This window comes from Rhizobium johnstonii 3841 (genome assembly GCF_000009265.1).
Lineage (GTDB): Bacteria > Pseudomonadota > Alphaproteobacteria > Rhizobiales > Rhizobiaceae > Rhizobium > Rhizobium acaciae.
Map to the genome: position 1 here is coordinate 280496 of NC_008384.1, position 21876 is coordinate 302371.

General features: G+C 60.6%; 17 protein-coding genes and 3 pseudogenes. 10 read left to right on the top strand and 10 right to left on the bottom strand.

Translation table 11 applies throughout. The features are described 5' to 3' along the window. Positions 1-622: 622 nt before the first annotated feature. Together RL_RS31070 and RL_RS40900 are read right to left on the bottom strand one after the other, a co-directional pair. Entirely contained in the window at positions 623-1096 is a 474-nt protein-coding gene (locus tag RL_RS31070; protein WP_011655008.1) for a VOC family protein, read from the bottom strand. A gap of 896 nt (positions 1097-1992) precedes the next feature. Beyond that, positions 1993-2220, bottom strand: a complete 228-nt coding sequence (locus tag RL_RS40900; protein ID WP_244432411.1) for a hypothetical protein — start codon at positions 2218-2220, stop codon at positions 1993-1995. A 127-nt stretch (positions 2221-2347) separates the two neighbouring features. Between RL_RS40900 and RL_RS31075 the strand changes: the two genes are divergently transcribed. From RL_RS31075 to RL_RS31095, 5 genes are all read left to right on the top strand, one after another. Beyond that, positions 2348-4228, top strand: a complete 1881-nt coding sequence (locus RL_RS31075) for a PBP1A family penicillin-binding protein (RefSeq protein ID WP_233939083.1) — start codon at positions 2348-2350, stop codon at positions 4226-4228. 468 nt (positions 4229-4696) lie between these two features. Continuing rightward, positions 4697-6145 (top strand): hypothetical protein, encoded by a 1449-nt coding sequence (locus RL_RS31080; RefSeq protein ID WP_011655011.1) that lies wholly within the window; start codon positions 4697-4699, stop codon positions 6143-6145. Next, on the top strand, positions 6123-6947 hold the full coding sequence (locus RL_RS31085; protein WP_011655012.1) for a hypothetical protein: 825 nt from the start codon (positions 6123-6125) through the stop codon (positions 6945-6947). The genes RL_RS31080 and RL_RS31085 overlap by 23 nt, the downstream gene beginning before the upstream one ends. Beyond that, on the top strand, positions 6947-8149 hold the full coding sequence (locus RL_RS31090; protein ID WP_003548852.1) for a hypothetical protein: 1203 nt from the start codon (positions 6947-6949) through the stop codon (positions 8147-8149). Before RL_RS31085 ends, RL_RS31090 begins: the two co-directional genes overlap by 1 nt. Continuing rightward, positions 8134-9108 (top strand): OmpA family protein, encoded by a 975-nt coding sequence (locus RL_RS31095; protein ID WP_028741734.1) that lies wholly within the window; start codon positions 8134-8136, stop codon positions 9106-9108. The genes RL_RS31090 and RL_RS31095 overlap by 16 nt, the downstream gene beginning before the upstream one ends. Here RL_RS31095 and RL_RS31100 read toward each other — a convergent pair whose 3' ends face one another. The 3 genes from RL_RS31100 to RL_RS31110 all read right to left on the bottom strand — a co-directional run bounded on the left by RL_RS31100 (position 9109) and on the right by RL_RS31110 (position 11269). After that, on the bottom strand, positions 9109-9852 hold the full coding sequence (locus RL_RS31100) for a thermonuclease family protein (RefSeq protein WP_003548854.1): 744 nt from the start codon (positions 9850-9852) through the stop codon (positions 9109-9111). It lies immediately after the preceding gene. A 209-nt stretch (positions 9853-10061) separates the two neighbouring features. Beyond that, positions 10062-10367, bottom strand: a complete 306-nt coding sequence (locus RL_RS31105; RefSeq protein ID WP_041936899.1) for a hypothetical protein — start codon at positions 10365-10367, stop codon at positions 10062-10064. 467 nt (positions 10368-10834) lie between these two features. Beyond that, a complete protein-coding gene (locus tag RL_RS31110) occupies positions 10835-11269 on the bottom strand; it encodes a hypothetical protein (protein ID WP_011655015.1) in 435 nt (144 codons plus the stop codon). A gap of 204 nt (positions 11270-11473) precedes the next feature. Between RL_RS31110 and RL_RS31115 the strand changes: the two genes are divergently transcribed. Both RL_RS31115 and RL_RS31120 read left to right on the top strand, forming a co-directional pair. After that, the gene (locus RL_RS31115; RefSeq protein WP_011655016.1) at positions 11474-12370 is read left to right on the top strand and encodes a GGDEF domain-containing protein; all 897 of its coding nucleotides are present in this window, start codon (positions 11474-11476) and stop codon (positions 12368-12370) included. Positions 12371-12751: 381 nt separating this feature from the next. After that, complete coding sequence (locus RL_RS31120; RefSeq protein WP_011655017.1) at positions 12752-13672, top strand: ArdC family protein; 921 nt, start codon at positions 12752-12754, stop codon at positions 13670-13672. Between the two features lie 28 nt (positions 13673-13700). On the opposite strand, the gene RL_RS31125 is transcribed toward RL_RS31120, so the two are convergent. Beyond that, positions 13701-13946, bottom strand: a complete 246-nt coding sequence (locus RL_RS31125; RefSeq protein ID WP_011655018.1) for a WGR domain-containing protein — start codon at positions 13944-13946, stop codon at positions 13701-13703. A 104-nt stretch (positions 13947-14050) separates the two neighbouring features. Further along, a pseudogene (locus RL_RS40905) lies at positions 14051-14293 on the bottom strand (type IV secretory system conjugative DNA transfer family protein); the annotation flags it as partial. A gap of 133 nt (positions 14294-14426) precedes the next feature. Here RL_RS40905 and RL_RS31130 point away from each other — a divergent pair. Further along, on the top strand, positions 14427-14756 hold the full coding sequence (locus RL_RS31130) for a helix-turn-helix domain-containing protein (RefSeq protein ID WP_028741739.1): 330 nt from the start codon (positions 14427-14429) through the stop codon (positions 14754-14756). Then, entirely contained in the window at positions 14749-16005 is a 1257-nt protein-coding gene (locus tag RL_RS31135; protein ID WP_011655020.1) for a type II toxin-antitoxin system HipA family toxin, read from the top strand. Before RL_RS31130 ends, RL_RS31135 begins: the two co-directional genes overlap by 8 nt. 102 nt (positions 16006-16107) lie before the next feature. Here RL_RS31135 and RL_RS31140 read toward each other — a convergent pair. Together RL_RS31140 and RL_RS31145 are read right to left on the bottom strand one after the other, a co-directional pair. Continuing rightward, positions 16108-17785 (bottom strand): annotated as a pseudogene (locus tag RL_RS31140) (type IV secretory system conjugative DNA transfer family protein). Beyond that, positions 17785-18099: a hypothetical protein gene (locus RL_RS31145; protein WP_011655022.1), complete on the bottom strand. Its 315-nt coding sequence runs from the start codon at positions 18097-18099 to the stop codon at positions 17785-17787. The pseudogene RL_RS31140 and the gene RL_RS31145 overlap by 1 nt, the downstream one beginning before the upstream one ends. A 278-nt stretch (positions 18100-18377) precedes the next feature. Between RL_RS31145 and traA the strand changes: the two genes are divergently transcribed. Beyond that, the gene (gene traA, locus RL_RS31150; RefSeq protein ID WP_011655023.1) at positions 18378-21662 is read left to right on the top strand and encodes a Ti-type conjugative transfer relaxase TraA; all 3285 of its coding nucleotides are present in this window, start codon (positions 18378-18380) and stop codon (positions 21660-21662) included. A 31-nt stretch (positions 21663-21693) separates the two neighbouring features. Here traA and RL_RS40910 read toward each other — a convergent pair. Beyond that, a pseudogene (locus RL_RS40910) lies at positions 21694-21786 on the bottom strand (ABC transporter ATP-binding protein); the annotation flags it as partial. Positions 21787-21876: the final 90 nt, after the last annotated feature.

Genomic DNA, 21876 nt, shown 5'->3' on the forward strand with positions numbered 1-21876 from the left:
ATTTGCCACGTCGGCTGCGGCCCGGCATCATCGTCATGCCTTCCTCCGCGGACAGCGACGATGATATCGGATCGAGCGCCGAGGTTGGTTCGTCGCAAACAGCCAGGCTGTGTTTCTAAAGCGGTCGAAACACCCTCGATGGGCTAGTAACCGCCCATCTCACCGCGAACTGGGCCTATCCCCTGCGGCTGTGCATAGGTTGTGTTGTCCGATCCGCTAGTTGCGCATCCTGCGAGTGTCATGAAGACGATTGCTGCTGCGGCCAAAATGTTTTTCAGAGGCACGGCGTTCTCCGATCATGGCAGGCTGCCCAGGCCTCAAGGGCCATGCCGAGGATTTTCCGTTAAATCACCTGAAATGGCAAGCGCGCCGGTCAACCGGCGGTACGTAGCGTCGCTGCCTCTTCGAACGTCTCTCCGCAAGATCGCCATTGGCGGCAGCCCGGGGACGCAGGGCGCCGCTGCGGATCGAAGGCGAGAAGCAGGTCGCATGATCTCGGAGGAGGAGCGGGAGCGCCGTCCGGCAAGGCGCTCCTGTCCGCGTCTAGGACATGAAGCACATGGACGTCTCCAAACCCGCGTCGCTGCGCGAGGTCGTCGGAAACGCCACGTCGCCGACCGCGCTATCCTCGAACGGCCGCTTCAATCAACGCGACCTCGATCTTCTGCATCTTCATCATCGCGTCGAAAGCTCGTTTTGCTTCGCTCCCGCCAGCTCTCATGGCATCCATCAAAACGCGCGGCGTGATCTGCCACGAGATACCCCAACGGTCCTTGCACCACCCGCATTCGCTTTCCCGTCCGCCATTTCCAACGATGGCGTTCCAATATCGGTCGGTTTCCTCCTGGTTTTCGGTCGAAATCTGGAATGAGAAAGCTTCATTGTGCTTGAAGGTTGGACCGCCGTTCAATCCCACGCACGAGACACCGGCAACCGTGAATTCGACAACCAAGACATTGCCGACTTTTCCGTCCGGATAATCGCCGGGCGCACGAATAATGGTTCCGACGGCGCTGTCAGGGAAGGTCCGCGCATAAAAGTTCGCGGCTTCCTCGGCATCCTTGTCGAACCAGAGGCAGATCGTGTTCTTAGCCATTTCAGTCCCTTTCATGATTTAACGTGTGGGGTTTAGCGGTCGTCATGACTGAAAGACGGATGAGCTATGGAGGCGCCGACATCATCCCCAAAATAAACGTTGATCCGCTATGGCAGCGATCTCGACGCTTTTTGAAATTCGCGTTGGCCGTCCAGAACGAAATGGAAATTGTAGCATTGCGCGCCCGCTGCGACTGCCGCGCACAGCTTCAATCCAGCAAGCCGTCAAGTTCGGAAACCGCGTATTCGGTCTTATCAGACGTCGAGACAGGTGGGATATGGCTCGACGACATGGCTTTGTTTTGGGTCGCCGTCTTCCGTAGTGAAGGACCGGGCAACTCTTGCACTGGGGCCGCGCGATTGGGAGCGGGGGTAACCGGCCTGGCGTCAAGGGAACTGCTGTCGCTAATCAGGAGGACGAAGGCATCGAACTCGATCGCATCGTCGTGGCCGAAGTGTTGCTCGACCGCGCCAGGTGGCCCTCGTACCGAAACGAGCCGCGAGCGCGCTTCCAGCCACGAAGAAACCGGTCCTGCCCCCAGCGGGATAGTTTCTTCGGAACCAGGGAATGGGCGACGAGTAGGTCGAGATCGAGCGCCGGTCGGTCGACCGCCCCTGACCGATGCGGCCGCGGCATCGCTCCGAAAGTCACCTTGGCCGCCGCCTCTACGCCAGACTAGGACGGCCACGATTCTCATGGGCGGCGGGAAATCTCTATCAATCCGGCATTCATGGCCAGACGCAAGACTCCTCGGAACCATGGGTGCCTTTTGCGGTAGAAGACACTGCATCGCCCGGCTATAAAGGTCATGCTGCGTTTGCATTTAAGCGGTAACCGATGCCCAATTCTCGCGAATCCTCTGGCGAAAGCGTTGGCAGCTCAAGCACGGGCGGCAATCAGACAGTGGATTTGGCAGCGAAAGTAGCCGCCTCCGATTTGCCAGGAATCACCCAAGTCGACGACCCCCAACCACCTCGCGGATCCTTCGGCCAAACTCGACGGGCCGCCAGGACTCTGTTCAGTGCGCTGCGCCAAGATTTGCAGGCAAGCTCTGCTTGGGCAAAGATCAAGGCGGCCGCTTCGTTATCAATGACGAAGCTGAGGTCGACGCGGTTGGAGATCACGTCGGCTCCCCACACATGGATGACGACCGCTTTGGTCAGAGCCTGGCGCGGAATTCGCGATCAGCTTCCAAGGCGCCGTGAAGGTCGCCGGAGCGCATCGCGCGTCGCGGCCAGGTGGAGGTTCGCCATGGGCTTGGCCCTTCTTGTCTCCCTCCTCGCGGGAAGCGTGCTGGTGTGGGCACTCAAGGACGTGCCCTGGAGCGAAATACGGGATGGAACTTTGAAGCCGGTCGTCGTGCTGGAAACCGCTGACGGCGCGCCGTTGGTGAGGCAGGGCCCTTATCAAGGGCCATATGCTCGATACGACCAGTTTCCGCCCCATCTGATCGATGCCGTCCTTTCAATCGAGGATCGCCGGTTCATGGATCATTTCGGCGTCGACCCCAGGGGCATCGGGAGGGCGCTTCTGCGGAACCTGGAGGCTGGCGCGGTGGTGGAGGGTGGCAGCACGATCACCCAGCAACTCATCAAGCTGCAATACCTCGACAGCGACCGAACAATAAAGCGAAAGATTCAGGAGGTCGTCATCGCCTTCTGGCTGGAATGGAAGCTCGGCAAGCGGGAAATCCTGACGCGCTATCTCAACAGCGTCTATCTTGGCGCGGGCGCCACCGGCATGCCTGCCGCTGCGCGCATCTATTTCAACAAGGACATCGGCGCACTCAACCTGCCGGAGTCGGCGATGCTGGCGGGGCTGCTGCGGGCGCCGAGCCAATGGAATCCCATCGACAATTTCGAAGGCGCCCGGCAGCGCACCTTGGTCGTTCTCGACGCGATGGCAGCCAATGGCAAGATCACCGAGCCACAGGCGGCGGAGGCCAGGACGAGCTTTGCCAGGCTGCACCCAACGACGCCCACGCCGCGCTCCGGAAGCTGGTTCGCCGACTGGATTTCACCGCAAGCAAGCGAAATCGCCGGCTCCTCGCCAGGTTCGACGACGGTGCGCACCACGCTGGTGCCGCGGTTGCAGCAGATCGCCGAAAGGGTCGTGAAAAGTGCCCTCGACAGTGAAGGAAAGACGGTCGGAGCATCGCAGGCCGCTTTGGTCGCGATGACGCCCGACGGCGCGGTCGTCGCGATGGTTGGAGGGCGCGACTACAAGGCAAGCCAGTTCAACCGCGCCGTCACTGCGATGCGCCAGCCGGGTTCCACCTTCAAGCTATTCGTCTATTACGCGGCATTGAAGGCTGGGCTCACCTTGTCCGACCGGGTTCTTGACGCGCCAATCGACATCGACGGCTGGGCACCGGAAAATTCCGGTGGCAACTATCGCGGTTGGGTAACGCTTGCCGAGGCGTTCGCGCGATCGCTCAATGCCGCGTCGGTTGCGCTTGCCGAAGAGGTTGGTCTAGACAATGTGATTGCCGCGGCGCGCGAACTCGGCATCGATGCGCCGCTGCCCAACACACCGTCTCTGGCGCTTGGCACGTCCGAGGTCAATCTGCTCAACCTCACCAGCGCCTATGCGTCCGTCCAACTCGGCAGGGCACCTGTCAGGCCCTGGGGCATCATCGACTTTCAAGCGGCAGGGCAGCCCAAGACGTTTCGGGTTGGCTCACAAGCAAAGCCGAATGTCGATCTTTCGCCCTACCAGTCGGACCTCATCGGCCTCCTGCAGTTGGTGGTCGAGCGCGGTACTGGCCGTGGAGCGGATCCCGGCACGTTCGCGGCCGGCAAGACCGGCACGAGCCAGAACAATCGTGATGCCTGGTTCGTCGGCTTCACGCAAGCGCTCGTCGTCGGTGTCTGGGTTGGCAATGATGATGACACGCCGATGAAGGGGGTGACGGGCGGCGCCCTGCCAGCGCATATCTGGCGGGACTTCATGCGCGAGGCAACGACCGAACCGACGCTGAGTGGAGTGCGATCGACAGAAGCCGCAAGCGATGGTCAAGGCGCACCGCCGTCCTGCAACATCACCGCCTGCTCGCGCGCCTACCGCTCCTTTCGGCCGTCCGATTGCACCTATCAGCCATATTCCGGCGGCCGACGGCTTTGCGAAAAGTGATGTTGTTCCGCAGAGATCGAATACCTGGGCGTCCTCACCTCACGCCAGGTGTTCCGATCGACCGCAACGGAGCTGCGCCGATCGCCAAGGAAGACGCCGACGGACGGTCAGCGCCACTGACGTGATAAGGCTCATGCGCGGCAGCCACAACTAAGGTGGAACGTCATTGTTTGACCTCGCCTCTCCGGAAACCTTCCTGCCGGATAAACCCGACAGATCGGGCTGATTTAACAGCGGGCAATGTCAACTAACCAACCGCTGGGGTAGGGATCCTCTACAAAGCGCCAGGACCGGAGACTGGGTGCGATTTGCCGTGGGCGCGAGCTTTTCATGTACGTTCGGAAAAGATCTCGATTAACCGTATGGCGCGATTAGTATAGGCGAGGGAAACGGATGCTGGACCACGTACAACCACTGCGATATCCAGTTCAGCAGCATCATTTGGTAAACAACCACTAAAGGTTTCGCGTGGGCTTTGAAGCATTGAACAGGCTCTGGGAGGGCGTTCGGGAATCCAGCCACGACTTTCGTGCCTCGACCGACATCTTCCCTTCGCTCGATATTGATAAGACCAGTTCCACGCTCGATCTGCGGGCGAAAGGTGCCGAGAACGGCAAGCTCAATCGGCCTGCACCAAACGCCGCGTCGCCGGACGAGGTCGAGCAGAGGACAGTCTCTCGGATCGAGGAGGAGAAGGCCGCCTCCTATCAGGTCCTTGAAGATCAATTTCAGACCTTCGAGGGTCGCCTGCGCAATCTCGACTTCGAAGGGCAGTTTGGATTGATCCGGCAAGCCAACGCGTCGAGCGTATCCGACTTCAAGGCCGAGGTGGCAAGTGGCGTCGACGAGCTGCATGGGCTGCGCCGCGACCTGAAGGCCGCCGAGGACGAGATGTCTTCCTTCAAGGCGAAACACAATCTCGATCGCGCCGCGAAGGTTTCGACCGCCGCCGCGCAGGCTTTCAAGATTGCCCTGATCGTTTTCCTCGTGCTCTTCGAAATGATCATGAATGGAAGCTTTCTCGCGAAGGGAAGCGAGCAGGGGATCGTCGGCGGCGTGACTGAGGCGATCGCGTTCGCCATCCTCAACATCGGATCGGCTCTTCTGTTCTCGGTCTATTGCGTTCGCTTCCTGGTCCATCGATCCCTGTTTTTCAAGCTGCTCGGGTTCTGTGGGCTGGTCGCCTATATCTCTATCGCCCTGGGCATCAATCTTGCCCTGGCCCATTATCGCGAGGTGTCATCGACCGTTCTTTCCGGAGCTGGCGCGCAAGTCATTTCCCGGCTCGGAAACGCGCCGCTGGAGCTTGCCGAACTGAATTCCTGGATGCTCTTTGCCGTCGGACTGCTTTTTTCGATCCTGGCCTTCATTGACGGCTGCTACCTGACGGATCCCTATCCGGGTTTTGCCGGCGTGAGGAAGCGGTTGGACAGCGCGCGTGCGAACTACATCGACCGGAAGCTCGAGCTCATCGACAACCTCCGTGACATAAGAGACGATCACAATGCGAAGATCGAAGAGATCGTGCGCGATCTCAGCGGGCGGCGCCAGGAATGCGCGGCCATCATCGCTCACCGGACGCGGACCGTGGGACTGTTTGCGGAGCATCAGAGCAATCTCGAGCGCGCCGGCAACGCGCTGCTGACGATCTATCGTGACGCGAACCGCGCGGCACGGACGGAACCCGAGCCCGACTATTTTTCTCAACCCTACAAGCTCGAGCGCCTGACACCGGTGCTGCGCACCAGCGAGGAATGGGATGACGCGGTCTTGAGTGGCCGAATTCAGGCGGCTCAGGCGGAACTGTCGGAGCAGATTCGCAAGATCGGTGCCGAGTTCGAAGCCGCTGTCGAAAATTATCACAAGCTGGACAACATATTCCCGGAGGCCGGCCTTGGCGCGATCCAGCAGGCGTAGCCGTAGGCGGAGTGGCAATTCCGCCGGGCTGATTGTCGGCGCCATTGCCCTTGGCTTGGTGTCTGTCGCGATTATCGGTGCGTTTGGGTGGCTCAAATACAGGGCAAGCAGCACCGTGGCGGTCGATAAGGCCTCCCTTTGCCCGGTCACCGGCGCGACGTCCGAAACCGCCATCCTGCTTGATGTCACCGATCCCATTTCCGACACGACGGCGCTTGATCTCAAGAACCAATTTCAGCAAATCGTGGCCAGGGTTCCAGTCGGCGGTGCCATCGATATCTATTCGCTGACCGAGAAGGAAGGCGAGCCGGAGCGTACGTTCCACGCCTGCAATCCGGGCAGCGGCGACCTCGCCGATGAATGGACCAGCAATCCGCGACTGATCCAGGAGCGTTGGGAAATGGGCTTTGAAAAACCCCTGGAAGACATAGCTGGCAGGCTGGCGTCCGGCAAGGCAGGCGATGCTTCGCCGATCATGGCCGGAATCCAGCGGATCAACCTCGAGGTCTTCTCGAACCTCCCCGCCGGAACGCCCAAGGCCCTGTTCGTCGCCTCCGACATGATCGAACACACGCCGGCGTTTTCGAACTACCGCGACGGCGTCGCCTATTCGAAATTTCAGAAAAGCGAGGCGCGTGATAAGTTCAGGACATCTCTCGACGGGGTGTCGGTGAAGATCCTCGCGTTTCAGCGTCCAAACCTGAAATTTTCCGCCGAGGAACTGGCCGAATTCTGGAGAGAGTGGATCACGAACAATAACGGCTACTTCGACGGGTTCATCCGTCTGGAAGGAAAACGCTGATGGCCTCGAGAGAGGTGACAAAGTCTGCGATCCGCGACTACGGGCCGCTGGTGCTGTTCGCGCTCACGACCATCGGCGGCATGGTGTTCATCTGGACGGCCAAGCTATGGGGATGGTCGACGGCGGTCGTCACCGTCGTCCCGTTGCTGCTGATGGCAACCTACTTTCTCGCTTCTCTGCTTTTGGCGGGTTTCCGGCTGCATAACGAGCAGGCGGGCGACAATCTCTACTACATGGGCTTTCTGTTCACGCTCTCGAGCCTCGGTGTGTCGCTCTATCTGTTTGCCGGTGAGACCTCGATCGACACGATCGTGCGAAACTTCGGTATCGCGGTGACGTCGACGATCGCCGGGGTGACGCTCCGGATCCTGTTCAACCAGATGCGCCGCGACCCGTTGGATATCGAGCGCAGTGCCAGGCACGAACTTGCCGAGATGACCAGGCGCGTCAGAACCGAGCTCGATTCCTCCGCCCGGGAGTTTTCGAACTACCGCAGGGTCAGCAACCAGATGCTGTCGGAAGGGTTCGACGAGATTGCCCGCCAGGCCGAGAAGAACGGCGAAGATATTCGCAAGGCGATCGAATCCCTGTCGAAAGAGGCGATCAAGCCAATTCAGGAGGCGGCGCAGCAGCTTTCGGCCATTATCGAATCCCACAACAAGACCATCAACGACAGCAACAACAACGCGGCGGCGAAGTTGACCGAAACGACCGGTCAGCTTTCGACGATCATCGACAGGTTCGGCGGCGCGGTGGAAAGCGTCGGCACACGGCTTGGCGAGATACGTGCCCCGGAAGATGTCATCAAGATCGAGCTCACGCCGGTCATCGAGTCCATCAGGGAGATGACCGAGGCCCATTTGAAGCGCATGGAGGCGGATACGGAGCGAGGGCGTTCCCATATCGAGCAGACCAAGGAAGCGCTCCAGCCGTTGCAGACCCTTGAAGAAAAGCTCGACCGTATCGCCAACGCTCTTGAGAAGCCCCCGATGGCGTTGCCGCCTGAAGCAGGCCTGAGCCGGAGCGCTTACCCGGAGCGTCCTCAGCCGGCCGTTGCGACTGGGGTTTTGGTCTCCGAGGAAACTGCAATCGACTTGGCCAACTTTGAATCTTCAGCAGCCAAACCCGTCGAAGTCGACGATAAGCCACGACCTGCATCAGCGATCGAGCGTAAGAGGTGGTTCAATTGGCAGCGCACATAGCCGAGACCCCGAAACTCGAGCATAAGGGCTACAATCGCGGCCTCATTCTGGGCCTGACCATGGCCGAATCCATGCTGCTGCTCGTCTTTTGTCTCCTGCTGGTGGCGGCCGCGCTCGTGACCGCCGAAAGAAAAAAGCGATATGAGGCCGAGCGAGCGCTGCAGGTCACCGAGCAAAAGCTCGCGGAGCTCAAGAAGGACAATTTCGACGCGACTGCCCGGGTGGTTGAACTTCAGGCCAGGCTCGGAGCCGGCAATCTCTCACCCGTCGATCGGGAGAAGTTCGAGAAGGAATGGCGGGAACTGATTTCGGCACGCCAGGCCGTTGACCGCTTGCAGAAAAGCGGGGTCGAGATGTCGGAGCTCGAAAAACTGGCCGCGCTGCGGAAAGTCCTGAACGACAACGGCATAAAGCTTGACGCCGCTCCCACGGAGATCAAAAGGCTTGTCACGGCCAATGCGGCGGCGAAAAGCCCGCACGAGTGGCCGCCCATCATCAATCTCAGCGAAGCTGGCGGCTATTATTTCAGGTCGGGCAGCGCCGAGCTGACCAGTGAATTTCAGCAGAAGCTGGGCACGTCCATTTCCGACCAGATCGCGGACAACCTGTCTCGCTATCAGGTCGACGTCATCGAGGTCATCGGCCATACCGACGAGCAGCCGCTGGCCCGGACGAGTTCCAATCTCGACAAAACCTTCATCGATGTCCTAGACAGCAAATTGCCGATCACCGCCCTTGAGCCGGCCGACAACGCTGGGCTGGGATTGGCACGGGCGATGGCCGTCGCCAACATCCTCAAGGCGAACCCAAAACTGAGCCAAGCAACGGTGCTTCCAATGTCGGCGGCGCAATTGATACTTCCGGGCGATACGGTCACCGCAGGGCAGGCAGGAAATGTCGAGGCGCGACGACGCATCGAAATCAGGATCCGGAGACGGGCTCAGTCCCTGTCTCCATGATCAATGGCCCCATCGCGGCGCCCGCCATCCGGCTTTCAGCGCCTGGGCTTCGTCACAAAACCAGCGCTCGCCTTTCTTTATATCGACCTTGGTGCGGTCGTACCACGGAGACCATGGCGCGTGGTAGATATGGCCGTTCTCGGTGATGTTGCCTTTGATCGGGCAGCCCTTCGGCGCTTGCTGCTCGGCGACGTGCCATCTCTCGGCGCGATAATCCCATGCGGGGATCGTGAAAGCCTGCCAAATGCCCAGGTGCTCGCCGCGGGCCTTATCCTCGAGTGCGACGTAGTCGGTGGAGTATTTTCGGAATGCCCAAGCGCTGCCCGACGCGACCATTTCGGCATTGATCTCACGCTCTCCGACACGACATACACCCAGCTGTCGTTGATAGATGTCCACGCCGCGATCATCGCAGACGACGTCTCCCGATGCCACCAGTGCTTCCAACGCCGCGATGGCGACCTTGCCGCAGGGCCAATCTCCTCCGGAGAAGGACGCGCATTTCTGTCCGGCCTCGGGTGCGTCGATTCCCTCGAGCCGAACCGTGATTTGGTCAAGAAGGATCGTGTCCCCGTCTATGACCCGCACCGTTTCCGCTGTCGATTCCCGTGGGAATACCCCGATCGTGAATGTGATGATGACGGTCATCCAGCCCGTGTGTCTGAACTTCCTGTTCGCCAATAAGGAGTTGCCTTCTCTGTTCTTCAAAAACGCGACGCGAGGCCCCCGCTTCCAAATTCGCACGCAAAACCTCGAGGCCGGCTTAACGCGGGTTTGCCTTGCTGGGAAGATCAGGAATTTTCCAAGCGTGGCGGATCACCACGCAATGCGAGACCGTTGCCCATCCCGCTTCAACTCGCGGCGGGTCAACGCGAGAACAGGCTCGCCATCCGAGGAAGCCCGTGAAGGGTCAATCCACACCCGCTCGTCGCACTGTCCTTGAGCGCGATTTTTCAGATCCCCGACCCGTCGAGGTTCCGGTCATCGTCGCCCTCCCAGGGTGGGGGTATCGACGTGCGACCAAGGTTGGCCGAAGGCATTGGCATCCAACACCTCAGTTCCGGATCGGCATATTCGATGATCTGCCCCGGCGAGGAGTCGGACGCGCGCCAGCCTTCTCCCGCGAACTGATCGCCATTCGACCAGTACGCGAGGTCGACCTCCGCCGGCCCCTGCTCGGATGGCCGGATCGTCACCAGGATCCGACTACCGTCTTTCGGTGCGCTTGCCATATGGCGCCAACGGTCTGCCTCGTCCATCGTTTTTCCTCCTGCCTCGCTACAGGAGAATGTCACCTCCCCATCGAAAACGGTCAACTGAAACTTTGCCGAAGCGATCCATTGACCTGAATGGAAAACAGCGGCCGATCCCGTCGCGGAAACGGAGCAACGCCGGGGGCGGAGCAAGGTGACATCGCTGGACCGTTCGGCGACGCGGTCTTAGGGAACGCATCGGAATGCCGCTTTGACGCTCACTGCTGTCGCGGCGACATTGATCCTCGTTCCACGGATAAGCTGCTGTCGCGCTTCACCATCGTCGCGGCATCCCTGCATCAGATGCCGCTCGCGCGCGTTGACGACACGTCGTCAGCCCCACGGATGCGAGTGTGGCCGGTTTGAGCTGACGACGTCGGCACGCGTCGAGACCGGGACCAGCCGATGACCGCGGCGGCCCTTTCTTCCGAGGCGAGCGCCAACGCTCGCGGCACCAGTCGCCTTAACCGCGCTTAGCCAAAGAACGCGCGCAGCTGAGCGAAAAACCCACTTGGTTGGGTACCCGCCATCTTTCGCAAACGGCGAGCCACGACTGCAGCGCTGACGCGTTCACCGAAATGGCAGAAGCACACGAGATCATGCAATTGCTCGTCGCTGAGTTCGAAGAACCGTTTGGCTTCTCCATAGCTGTCATTTTCCATTCCTGCCGCCCGCAGAATGGGATCAGCGAACGCGACGGAGATGGGCGTGCCGTCATCGCGCAGAGCAAGCCGATCTGAAATCGGCTGATATTCGGTTTCGTGAAGTGTCTTGAGAAACGGTCTGGGGCTGCGTTCGAGACTTTCGGCCCACCGTTCAAGCCGTTCGCACCGCGTGATTTCAAGGCGCTTGCAGGTCGGGCTGACCGTTGCGATGGTTTTCAACTGATCTAATGCGTACTGTTCCATTTCGGCCTCCTATCTCCGGAAAAATAGATGGTCCGCCTCCCGAAAACAGCGTCGCTCAGGTCGCGGCCGATGTCCAATCACGATTGAAAACGGGCATCTCGTTGACGTTTCCGTAATCACTGGAGGTGCCTTTGCTTGCGGAGCGGCTCTTTTCCCATAGGGTTTCTGCGCCATGTCATGCCAAGGCAACCAGACAGGTTCGGTATGGACGAAATTTTCGAACAGCTTCTGCACCTTTCTGGACGAACCGAGACGCTCATTGCCGTCTACGATAGTCATGACCGGCTGCAATACGCCAACACGGCCTTTCGTTCGGTCTATTTCATCGAGCCCGATGAAGCTCCACTCTGGCCTGATCTCATGCGGCGCAATTTCGAGCTCGGGCGAGGCACAGTCATTCGGACGGGCAATTTCGACGAGTGGCTGCGCTCGACACAGTCGCGCCGCGGCAAGATCGGCTATCGCGCGTTCGAGACGGATCTGTGCGACGGCCGATGGTTCTGGATGACCGAAGCGGTCCAGAAGAGCGGATGGATGTTGTGTATTGCAAGCGACATCACCAGTTTGCGAGCGCATGGCAGGATTGTCCGGCAAGATCGCGATCAGGCGATCAAGGCGTCCTACACCGACGAACTCACCGGTGTCGCCAATCGCCGCTTTGTGATGGCACGCGTCGACGACATGCTGACGGCCGCTCGGCACGGAAACAACGGATGTCTTGCCGTATTCGACATCGACAATTTCAAACGCATCAACGATCGGCTTGGTCACCACGCAGGGGATGTCGTTCTGCGCGATTTCGCTCATCGCATTCATCAGATTGTCCGTCGCAACGATTGCTTTGGGCGGGTCGGCGGAGAAGAGTTCGTTCTCGTGATGCCGGCAACCGGGCCGGAAGATGCCGTCGCCATGGTCGAGCGCATGCTGACGGTGATCCGCTTCTCCCGGCCTCTGCCTGAATCACCCGACTTTAGCTACACCTGCTCTGCCGGTATCGCCGCTTGTACCCCGTCAGACAGCGCTTCGGACCTTTATCGACGCGCCGATCAAGCGCTCTACGCTGCCAAGTTGAGCGGACGGGACAGGGTGCGCGCAGCGTAGGGACATGGGCTACGCTTGAAGCTCTATTGGGCTGCCGTTCTCAAAGCAGGCACTTTCGTCTTGCACATCAGTCGCCCGCCGGGGCAACGGCGATCGTCCGGCCGGCCGGGCAAGCCATCGCCGCTGCTAGCATCTGCGACGTGAGCGACATGATGCCGGCTCGCGGATTTGTCACGTCTGCCTCCGTCTAAACCTCCCCCTTGGATTGTGGCCATCGCGTCCTGCCGCGGCTTTTGGTCCTGCCAGGCTCGCGCCGCCGGCAACGGCTTTGCCGTCCTCCACTTCGTTGCGGCCCTGCGGGTGCAGGCAGCGCTTGCAGCCCGGCATTCGGACCGCCGTAGCAGGTCGCGATGGCCGCGACCTCGAAACGGAGGTTCCAACATGAGCAAGCAGCAATCCAATCAACGATCCGATATCTACAGCCGCATCACCAACACGATCATCGCCGATCTCGAAGGCGGCGTGCGGCCATGGACCAAACCCTGGACGACGGGACATGCGGCAGCCGAGGTCAGCCGGCCGCTGCGCCACAACGGCCAACCCTATTCCGGGATCAACGTCCTGCTCCTCTGGTCGCAAGCCATCGCCCGTGGCTTTGCCTCATCACGCTGGATGACGTTTCGCCAGGCAATCGAACTTGGCGGCGCCGTCCGCAAGGGCGAAACCGGCACGACCGTGGTCTTTGCCAGTTCGTTCAGCCGCACCGAGACGACCGAGACGGGCACCGAGATCGAACAGGATATTCCGTTCCTCAAGGCCTACACGGTGTTCAACACCGATCAGATCGCCGGTCTCGACGGCCGCTTTGACGACGTCGCACCTGGTGAGGATCCGATGAGCCGCATCGGCGATGCCGGCCGCTTCCTTGCCAATACCGGCGCACTGATCCGGCACGGAGGATCGGCTGCCTATTATGCCGCTCAGCGTGATTACATCCAGATGCCATGCCTGGATGCCTTCCGGGACGATGCCGCCTATGTCGCCGTCCTCAGCCACGAGATCACGCACTGGACCGGGGCACCGCGACGGCTTGATCGCGATCTCAGCCGCTACGCGAAAGACAGGAGCGACCGTGCCCGCGAGGAGCTGATTGCCGAACTCGGCAGCGCGTTTCTCTGCGCCGATCTTGGCATCGTCCCAGAGCTCGAACCGCGCCCCGACCACGCAGGCTATCTCGATGGCTGGCTCAAGGTTCTGGGCAACGACAAGCGTGCCATCTTCTCGGCGGCAGCACATGCCCAGCGCGCCGTCGATTACCTGCATTCGTTGCAGCCGAAGCGCAACGAGGAGGAGGCGGCGTGAGCCCTCAACTGTCTCCTGCGGATACCGATCACCGCATGACCCGATAGCCTCGCGACCGCTTCCTGCGCAAAAGGGTGAGCAGCAGATCGACGGCTTTTGCCTCGCTGTCGAAGACATGGATCTTCTGCTGCCCGCGGCTGCCGATGCGTCCCCAGCTGCGCACCAGCGATGTCCCGCCGAAGAGGTTCGGCTCGATCGACAGCGCATAGAAGCGTGCCATGTTTTTGTCAGGCTCTCTGCGTTCGATGTAGAGGTGACGGGGCTCTCGTGTCATGCCGGCAGGATCGCAAAGAGCAGGCGGGGGCGTCCAACGACATTTGTGAATCGGTCAGGCGTGATTGATTCATCGGGGTGATGGGACCGCCTGGTTCATCTCTCCTACCTGGCAAACAATCCGGCAAATTACGGTCGGAATAACAGCGCAACTTTGTTGCAATAATCGGCCGCTGACCGGCGATGAACAGCAGTTCGGTCTCGGCATGCATGTTGCGCGCTTCGGGCGCCAGCAGCGGGCGGCGACATGCTGCTCGGCAAAGGAGAGGCCGGTCGTTCCGACACAAGGGCGCGTGCCGCCATGTTGAACACCGCGGCCTCCTGGCCAAGCAAATTGGACACCAGACGCCCACCCGTTGAGGCTAAGGCAGACATGACGATGATCTCTAAACATATCGTTTGGTCGAATATGATCCGTAAACAGATCAATAACCTTGACAACAGTGACAGAAGATATCTATACATATCAGTGCAAGGTCGAATGAAACGCGCAGGTATCATTATGGGCCCAGATTCAGCGGCGTTGCTCGAAATCGGGCAGTTATTGAAGAAGGCACGACAGGCCTCGGCAATGACCCAGGAACAGGTCGCCGATTTGGCAGGCATTTCGCGTCCTCGTTATCGCGACATCGAGACGGGGGTCGCTGCGGCTCGCGCGACAACTTTGATGAATGTCGCCCGCGCGCTCGGCCTAGAAATGATGATGATCCCCCAAGCAATGGTTCCCGCGGTCGAGGCCTTGCTGCGCCCACATGACGACGATGATCTCCCGGCTTTCATCTCCCGCCCCGACGATAACGATCATGGCTAAGATATTTCAGGCTGCCAATGCCATTCCTTCGCTTGAGGTGCTGCTGAACGATCTGAAGGTCGGCACACTTGTCAGGACGCCTGGAGATTTCAGTGCGTTCAGCTTCGACGAAGCTTATCGCGCGACGGGTGGGTTCCCAGTCCTTGGCCTGTCATTCCGGGCGGCGACGGGAGGGTTGCGCAAGGATCCCAAGCCAATTGCCGGCGCCTTGCCGGCGTTCTTCGCCAATCTTCTTCCTGAAGACAAATTGCGCGAGGCGATGGAAAAGCACCACGCGGGTCATGTGCGCGCGGGCAACGATTTTGATCTGCTGGCCGCGCTCGGTCAGGACCTGCCAGGCGCTGTCCGCGTTGTACCGAGCGGTGGCACGACGGCGGTGATCGAGGACGCGTCGAGAGGCAAGCCGAAAGCCCGGTTTTCACTCGCAGGTGTGCAGATGAAACTCTCGGTGATGAAAAACACTGGCAGGGGTGGTGGTCTAACCTTGCCGATGGGTGACGAGCAGGGCCATTACATCGCCAAGTTTCCTTCGACATCGTTTCCTGGTGTTTCTGAAAACGAGTACGCCAACCTTGCATTGGCTGCCGCGATCGGCATGGAAGTGCCAGAACGCGAGCTTGTCGAGAAGTCCGATTTCGAAGGGATCCCCGAGGAGTTCGACACGCTGTCGGACGGAAAGGTACTCCTAGTCAAACGCTTCGATCGGGGCGCCGGCGCCGAACGCATCCATATCGAAGATTTCGCCCAGGTCTTCGGCATTTATCCCTCGCGCAAATACGAGGCCGCAGCATACCACGATATAGCCTCCGCCCTCGGTGTCGCCATCTCGCCGACGGCCGCCCTCGAGTTCGTACGCCGTCTGGCCCTGACGGTCATAACCGGCAATGGCGACATGCACCTCAAAAACTGGTCGCTGATCTATCGTGGCAATGGCGACAAGCCGGAGCTCGCGCCGATCTACGATGTCCTGTCGACCGTGCCCTACATTCCCGCCGACGCTATGGCGCTGTCACTCGGCGGCGAGCGCTCCTTCAAGGCGCTCATCGCGCAGCGATGGAAGATCTTCGCCAACCGCGCGAGGCTGCCGGAGCCGGCTGTGCTCAAGGCGGTCGTCGATATCGTTGAACGCGTTAACAAGCATTGGTGGAGTCTTCCGGAACGGGCCGTCGTCCCGGAAAAAGTGCTCGAGCGGATCGATGAGCACGTGAAGGTGATGACGCCCGTACTCAGCAGTTGCGCCAATCAATAAGGCTGGAATCAGAAGCACGCTGTGATGACGGATCTTCCGCTGCCGCGACTGCGTCCAAGGCGCGCGCAGATCGGTTCATCGGGGTGATGTGAACCGCCTGGTTCATCTCTCCTGCCTGGCAAACAATCCGACGAATTCCGGATCGGAATAATAGCGCAACTTTGTCGCAACGATCGGCCGCCGACCGGCGATGAACAGAAGCTCACTACTTGCCGGCAGATTACGCACTTCGTCGGGCGTCAGCAGCGGGCGGCCGACATGCTGCTCGGCAAAGGAGAGGCCGCTCTTTTCCGAATCGAGTGCGCGTGCCGCCGTGTTGAACACCACCGTCTCCTGGCCAAGCAGATCGGAGACCAGACGGGCGCTGTCGTGATACGCCGAACACTTGCAGCACGCCGGCATTGGACAGAAACGTACCGGCACGCTGGCGATAGGTGGCGCGCAGCTGATGAATGTCCTGGACGATTGGCCAGAGTTGCACACCGTAACCTGCCATCAATCCCATGGCGCGTTCGATCGGCGCCAGATGACCAAGGGCGGCAAACTCGTCGAGCAGATAGAGAACAGGCGGCGCGGATGGATGCGGCGAGGGTGGCGTTCGCGCCATCTCGGTCAGGCTCTGGGCCACCAGCAAACGCAGCCATCGCGAGTAGGCCGCAAGCCTGTCTGGCGGCAAGACCAGGAACACGGTCGCCTTGTTTGCCTTGAGATCACCGAACCGGACATCCGAGCGTGACAGCACTTCAGTCATGCGCGGACTGTCGAGGAAATGCGTATGTCGCTGGGCAGCCGACACCACGCCGCTGGCCTCGCGATCCGACTTGCCGAGATGACGATTGGCGGCCCGCGCAATCAGTCCGTTGATCGCATCATTCCCCTGCATCTCATGAAGCAGATTCTGGAATGCCGCCGGCGCCAACGTCAGCAAATGCCTGAGCGTGGTCAGCGTGCGCCTGTCGTCTGGCTGGCTGACGAGCACATGCAGCAGCAATCCAGCGATCAGCGCCTTTGCTTCCTCGTTCCAATGTGCGTCGCCTGAAACACCGGGTTCGTCGAACACCAGTGCATCGGCAAGTGTCGTTGCATCCTCGGCAACATCGACGCTGTCTGGATCAACGCCGTCCATCGGATTGAAGGCAGCCGAAGGTCCGCCGGTGACGCCGAATGGATCGAGAATATGAACCGGCCCGAACGTCTCTCGGGCATCACCTGCGATCTGCGCGTTCTCGCCTTTCGGATCGATGCAGATGATCGAGCGGTCGGCGGTCAGAAGGTTGGGGATGATGGTGCCGACACCCTTGCCGCTGCGCGTTGGCGCCATGGTGAGCAGATGAGCCTGTCCGTCATATCGCAGCAAGCGAGCCGAACCCGGCGCACGGCCGATCAGCAGGCCACTGCCGGCTTTGGTGAGTGGCGCAATCTCTCTTCGGCCGGCAAAGCGCGCCGACCCATGCGTGTCGTCCACCGCCGATCCAAAATGCGTGATCAACGGAACCGACAACAATCGTATGAGCAGCACGATGGCAAAGGCCATCACCACCCAATCGCCGATATGCCAGATGACGTCACCTCTGCTGCTGCCAAGGATCACGCGTCTGAGGTAGTCGATCCCGAAGTAGACGGTGAACACGACAAACAAGTAGCCGGCCGCACCCATGACAAACGACTTGGCATATCGCAGCGGAAACGTGATCAGGGCGACGATCGCCCAGAGCGGATCGCGGGCCGCCATGTGCATCATGTTTGCGAAGGCAATCTTGATCTGGTTGGCATGGATCATCATACCGCGCTCCCATTGCCGATATTGCCGATCGACGGCTCATTTGCCTGCGGCTTCAGCAGATCGTCGAACAGATCCCGATCGCCATCGCGGGTGAGGAACTTTGGCAGTTCGGATCTGAGCCAGGCTGCCAGTCCTCCGCCGATCTGCACATCGCGGTCATGCTCGAGCCGATGCAGCACAAGTGCGCCGATCAGCACCTTGCGGCGGGTATCGACGGCGCGCTCCTGTTTGCCGAGACGGATCTGCAATGTCTTTCGTTGCGCTTCCAGCTGGGCGAGCCGTTCCCCAATGGATTTACGTACCACTGTCATTGTCTCCCTTCTCGTCGATGAGCGATTAACCCGCGGCATCAGGACAATGACCGCACACGATCGCATGCGCAGATGCTGCGACGATGGGTGGCATGTCGGCTACTCGCAAATCTGCGCGTGGAAGCAACCGGCTGAACGGCTTACGAGGTCATGGGGAGATTGCCGCGTGCTCCCACCAGTGCCCGAAGGAGCGAAGCGACGAAGGCACAAGGGCGCACTTACGAGTTGCGGGGCAACTCAAAGCGCGGGCCGGCGGCCCGCTAACATAGGGGACGGCGATGGCGATCTATCATCTCAGCATGAAGCCGATCGCCCGCAGCGGTGGCCGCAGCGCCGTGGCGTCCGCCGCCTATCGTGCCGCCGTGAGACTGACCAACGAGCGCGATGGGCTGACCCATGATTTTAGCAACAGGACAGGTGTCGAGCATGCCGAGATCGTCTTGCCGGCTCGCTCTTCTGCCTATTGGGCGATGAAGCGATCCGCCTTGTGGAATGCCGCCGAGCGTGCCGAGAAGCGAAGTGACGCCCGGATTGCCCGGGAATTCGAAGTCGCGCTGCCGCACGAACTGACGCCGGATCAACGCCTGGTGCTGACGCGGGCGTTTGCGCTGCATCTGGCCAATCGTTATGGCGCCGCCGTCGACTTCGCGATCCATCGGCCAGGCGAGGCAAGCGACATCAGAAACAGCCACGCGCATCTGATGATGACGACGCGCCAGGTGACGGAAGCCGGTCTTGGCGACAAGACGCTGCTCGAGCGGGAAAACAGATGGCTTCTCGCCAATCACCTGCCGCCATCGCAGCTGCAGCTGAAGGATCTCAGACAGGCCTGGGAGCATCTTGCCAACACTCACCTTGAGAGGGCCGGCCTCGATATCCGTATCGACAACCGTTCGCATCTGGAAGCCGGGATCACGATCGAGCCGACCGAACATGTCGGTGTGCATGCGACTGAGATCAATCGGCAGGGTGGGGCAGTCTCGCGCGTGCGCATCTCACCGCAATCGGCCGAGCGAAATGCCGAGACCATCCGGCGGCGCCCGGATGAGATCCTGAAGCTGATTACCAACGAGAAGAGCGTCTTCACCCGCTATGACATTGCCAGGGCTCTGCATCGATACATCAACGACGATCCGCAGACCTTCCAGAATGCCTTTGCATCGGTCATGGCGTCGAAGGCTCTCGTCGAGTTGAAACCCGACAGTTCAAGCCTTCGGGGTCGCGATGGCGAGGCACGCTATTCGACGGTCGAGATGGTGGCGATCGAGGGCGTGATCGCCAGCAATGTCATGGCGATGAAGGCGCGCCAAAACCACGGTGTGGCGAAGCGCAATGTCGATGCCGCGATTGCCGAACAGGACAGATCGATCCAGGCGGGAAATCCTTCACCGGGGCAGGGGCTGTCGGCTGAACAGCGCCATGCGATCGAGCACGTCACGGGTCCCGGTCAGATCGCCGTGGTGATCGGCTTTGCCGGTGCCGGCAAGAGCACGATGCTGGCGGCTGCGCGGCACGCCTGGGAAGCGCAAGGTTATCGTGTTCATGGCGCGGCATTGGCCGGCAAGGCGGCCGAGGGCCTGGAGCAATCGTCCGGGATCGCGAGCCGCACATTGGCATCGTGGGAATATAGCTGGCAAGCTGATCGCGGTCGGCTCAATGCTCGGGACGTCTTCGTCATCGACGAGGGCGGAATGGTCGGCAGCCGTCAGCTTGCCCGCTTCGTCGAGGAGGTCAGACGGGCCGGCGCCAAGCTCGTCCTGGTCGGAGATCATGAACAGCTTCAGGCGATCGGAGCGGGCGCACCGTTCCGGGCGATCGCGGAAGCCGTCGGCCATGCGCAGCTATCGGAAGTGCGCCGGCAAAAAGCCGATTGGCAAAAGCAGGCTTCGATCGACTTTGCCTCGCATCGGACCGCAGCCGGACTGTCGGCCTACGAGGCACGGGGAAGCGTTCATCCGAAGACGGATCACGCTGAAACCCTGAAGGCGATCATTGCCGATTACGTCGCTGACCGATCGGCCAATCCCAACGACACGCGCATTGCCATGGCCCATCGACGCGACGACGTCCGCGCCATCAATGCCGGCATTCGCGCTCAGTTGCAGGAGCGCGGTGAGCTGGCAAAGGGCACCAACCCGCCTGGCGATAAGGGTGAGGAACTGAGTTACCAGACCCACAATGGGAGACGGGCGTTCGCGCGCGGCGATCGCATCGTCTTCCTGGAGAACAATCGCGATCTCGCCGTCAAGAATGGCATGCTGGGCGAGGTGATCGCCGTCGCGCCGGACGCAATACAGGTTCGGCTTGACGGCAAGGCGCAGACGCCAGATGGGCAACGCCAGGTGATCATTCCGGTGAATAGTTACCAGGCCTTTGATCACGGCTACGCCACGACGATCCACAAGACGCAAGGCGCCACCGTCGACCGGAGTTTTGTTCTGGCGTCGACGACGATGGACCGGCATCTGACCTATGTGGCGATGACCCGTCATCGCGAGGAGGTGCAGCTCTATGCCGGGCTCGATGCGTTCAAGACGGTGCGCGCCCTGACGGAGACGCTGAGCCGCTCAGGCGTGAAGGAGACGACGCTCGACTATACCCATGACTTTGCCAATCGGCGCGGCATGGAGGATCGCCGGGGGCAGGGCGAGAGTGAGGTCGCATCTCAGGGAATCAGCAAAGGGATACAGCACATTCCGGACACGGCGGTTCCCAAGCCACTGCAGGAGCCGCGGCCGCCGACACCGCTCGCAGTGCGCAGCATCGCCGATGGCGGCTCTCCGCACCAAGACCGCAATGACGATGAACGCCGCGTGCTCGTTGCGGCCGTGAAGACCTATGCGATGAGCGTGGAAGCGGTTGGACGGTCAAAGGCGATGCCGGCATTCGACCGAGATTGGGCCGCGGCAAAGCAGCTTGCGCCGCAGGTGTTCAACGACGCGCCAGCGGCAATGGACGTGTTGCGCGGCCGCATCCTGGATGAGAATGCAGATCCGGTCGCGCTCGCCAGTCAACTCAGCGCTTCGCCCGAAACGATCGGTGCGCTCGCCGGCAAGACCGGCCTGTTCGGAGACAACGCCGAACGCAAACACGCGCTTTCCCGGATCGATGCACTGGCCTCGCATGTTCGCCAATCCGCCAACACCTGGCAGCGTCGCCTTTCGGCTGAATGCGGCTCGGAACGATGGAAGCGAGAAAAGCAGGACGTGGTCGAGGTTCTGGGGCCGAGCCGCCGGAGCGAGGCGCTGCTGCGCCAGCTCGACGATCTGCCTTATAGCGACAAGGCAAAGTTCGTCGAGCAACTGGCGGGGACGCCGGAGGGCCGTCGCGCGCTTGCCGAGGCGAAGAACATCGTTACTGCGATCGAAACGCGCTTCGGTCGGGCCGATCCCTCAGATCTCGCAGAGCAGCTGAAGCGCGTGGGGCCGGGTCAGGCTGGGGACATCGAGCGGATCCGCCAGGTTGCTCGCCTTGCCGATCGTAGTCATCGTGCGGAGCTCACCCAGCAGATGGAGTTGAAGCGATCACTGAAGCGTGGCAGGACCTTGGGGCTTGGGATGTAGACGTCTTGGCTCGGCCCACAAGCGAGGCTCCGAATTGTAGCTCGCTTTCCGTTGACGCGATCTCGCCGAGGATCATGGTCGCGATCGTCGATTTTCTCGAGCCGGATTCTCCGACGATCGAAAGGCGTGGGCATGAAAATTCAAATTGGCCGCCTTTAGACTTTAAATTAGACGGAATGTGGAACGAGAATGTTTCGATAAAAATCGATCCTAC

Bases quoted from the DNA above. Each gene is read 5' to 3' on its own strand.
- RL_RS31070 (WP_011655008.1), bottom strand. From the start codon at position 1,096: ATGGCTAAGAACACGATCTGCCTCTGGTTCGACAAGGATGCCGAGGAA.
- RL_RS31075 (WP_233939083.1), top strand. From the start codon at position 2,348: ATGGGCTTGGCCCTTCTTGTCTCCCTCCTCGCGGGAAGCGTGCTGGTG.
- RL_RS31090 (WP_003548852.1), top strand. From the start codon at position 6,947: ATGGCCTCGAGAGAGGTGACAAAGTCTGCGATCCGCGACTACGGGCCG.
- RL_RS31105 (WP_041936899.1), bottom strand. From the start codon at position 10,367: ATGGACGAGGCAGACCGTTGGCGCCATATGGCAAGCGCACCGAAAGAC.
- RL_RS31110 (WP_011655015.1), bottom strand. From the start codon at position 11,269: ATGGAACAGTACGCATTAGATCAGTTGAAAACCATCGCAACGGTCAGC.
- RL_RS31115 (WP_011655016.1), top strand. From the start codon at position 11,474: ATGGACGAAATTTTCGAACAGCTTCTGCACCTTTCTGGACGAACCGAG.
- RL_RS31120 (WP_011655017.1), top strand. From the start codon at position 12,752: ATGAGCAAGCAGCAATCCAATCAACGATCCGATATCTACAGCCGCATC.
- RL_RS31125 (WP_011655018.1), bottom strand. From the start codon at position 13,946: ATGACACGAGAGCCCCGTCACCTCTACATCGAACGCAGAGAGCCTGAC.
- RL_RS31130 (WP_028741739.1), top strand. From the start codon at position 14,427: ATGAAACGCGCAGGTATCATTATGGGCCCAGATTCAGCGGCGTTGCTC.
- RL_RS31135 (WP_011655020.1), top strand. From the start codon at position 14,749: ATGGCTAAGATATTTCAGGCTGCCAATGCCATTCCTTCGCTTGAGGTG.
- RL_RS31145 (WP_011655022.1), bottom strand. From the start codon at position 18,099: ATGACAGTGGTACGTAAATCCATTGGGGAACGGCTCGCCCAGCTGGAA.
- traA (WP_011655023.1), top strand. From the start codon at position 18,378: ATGGCGATCTATCATCTCAGCATGAAGCCGATCGCCCGCAGCGGTGGC.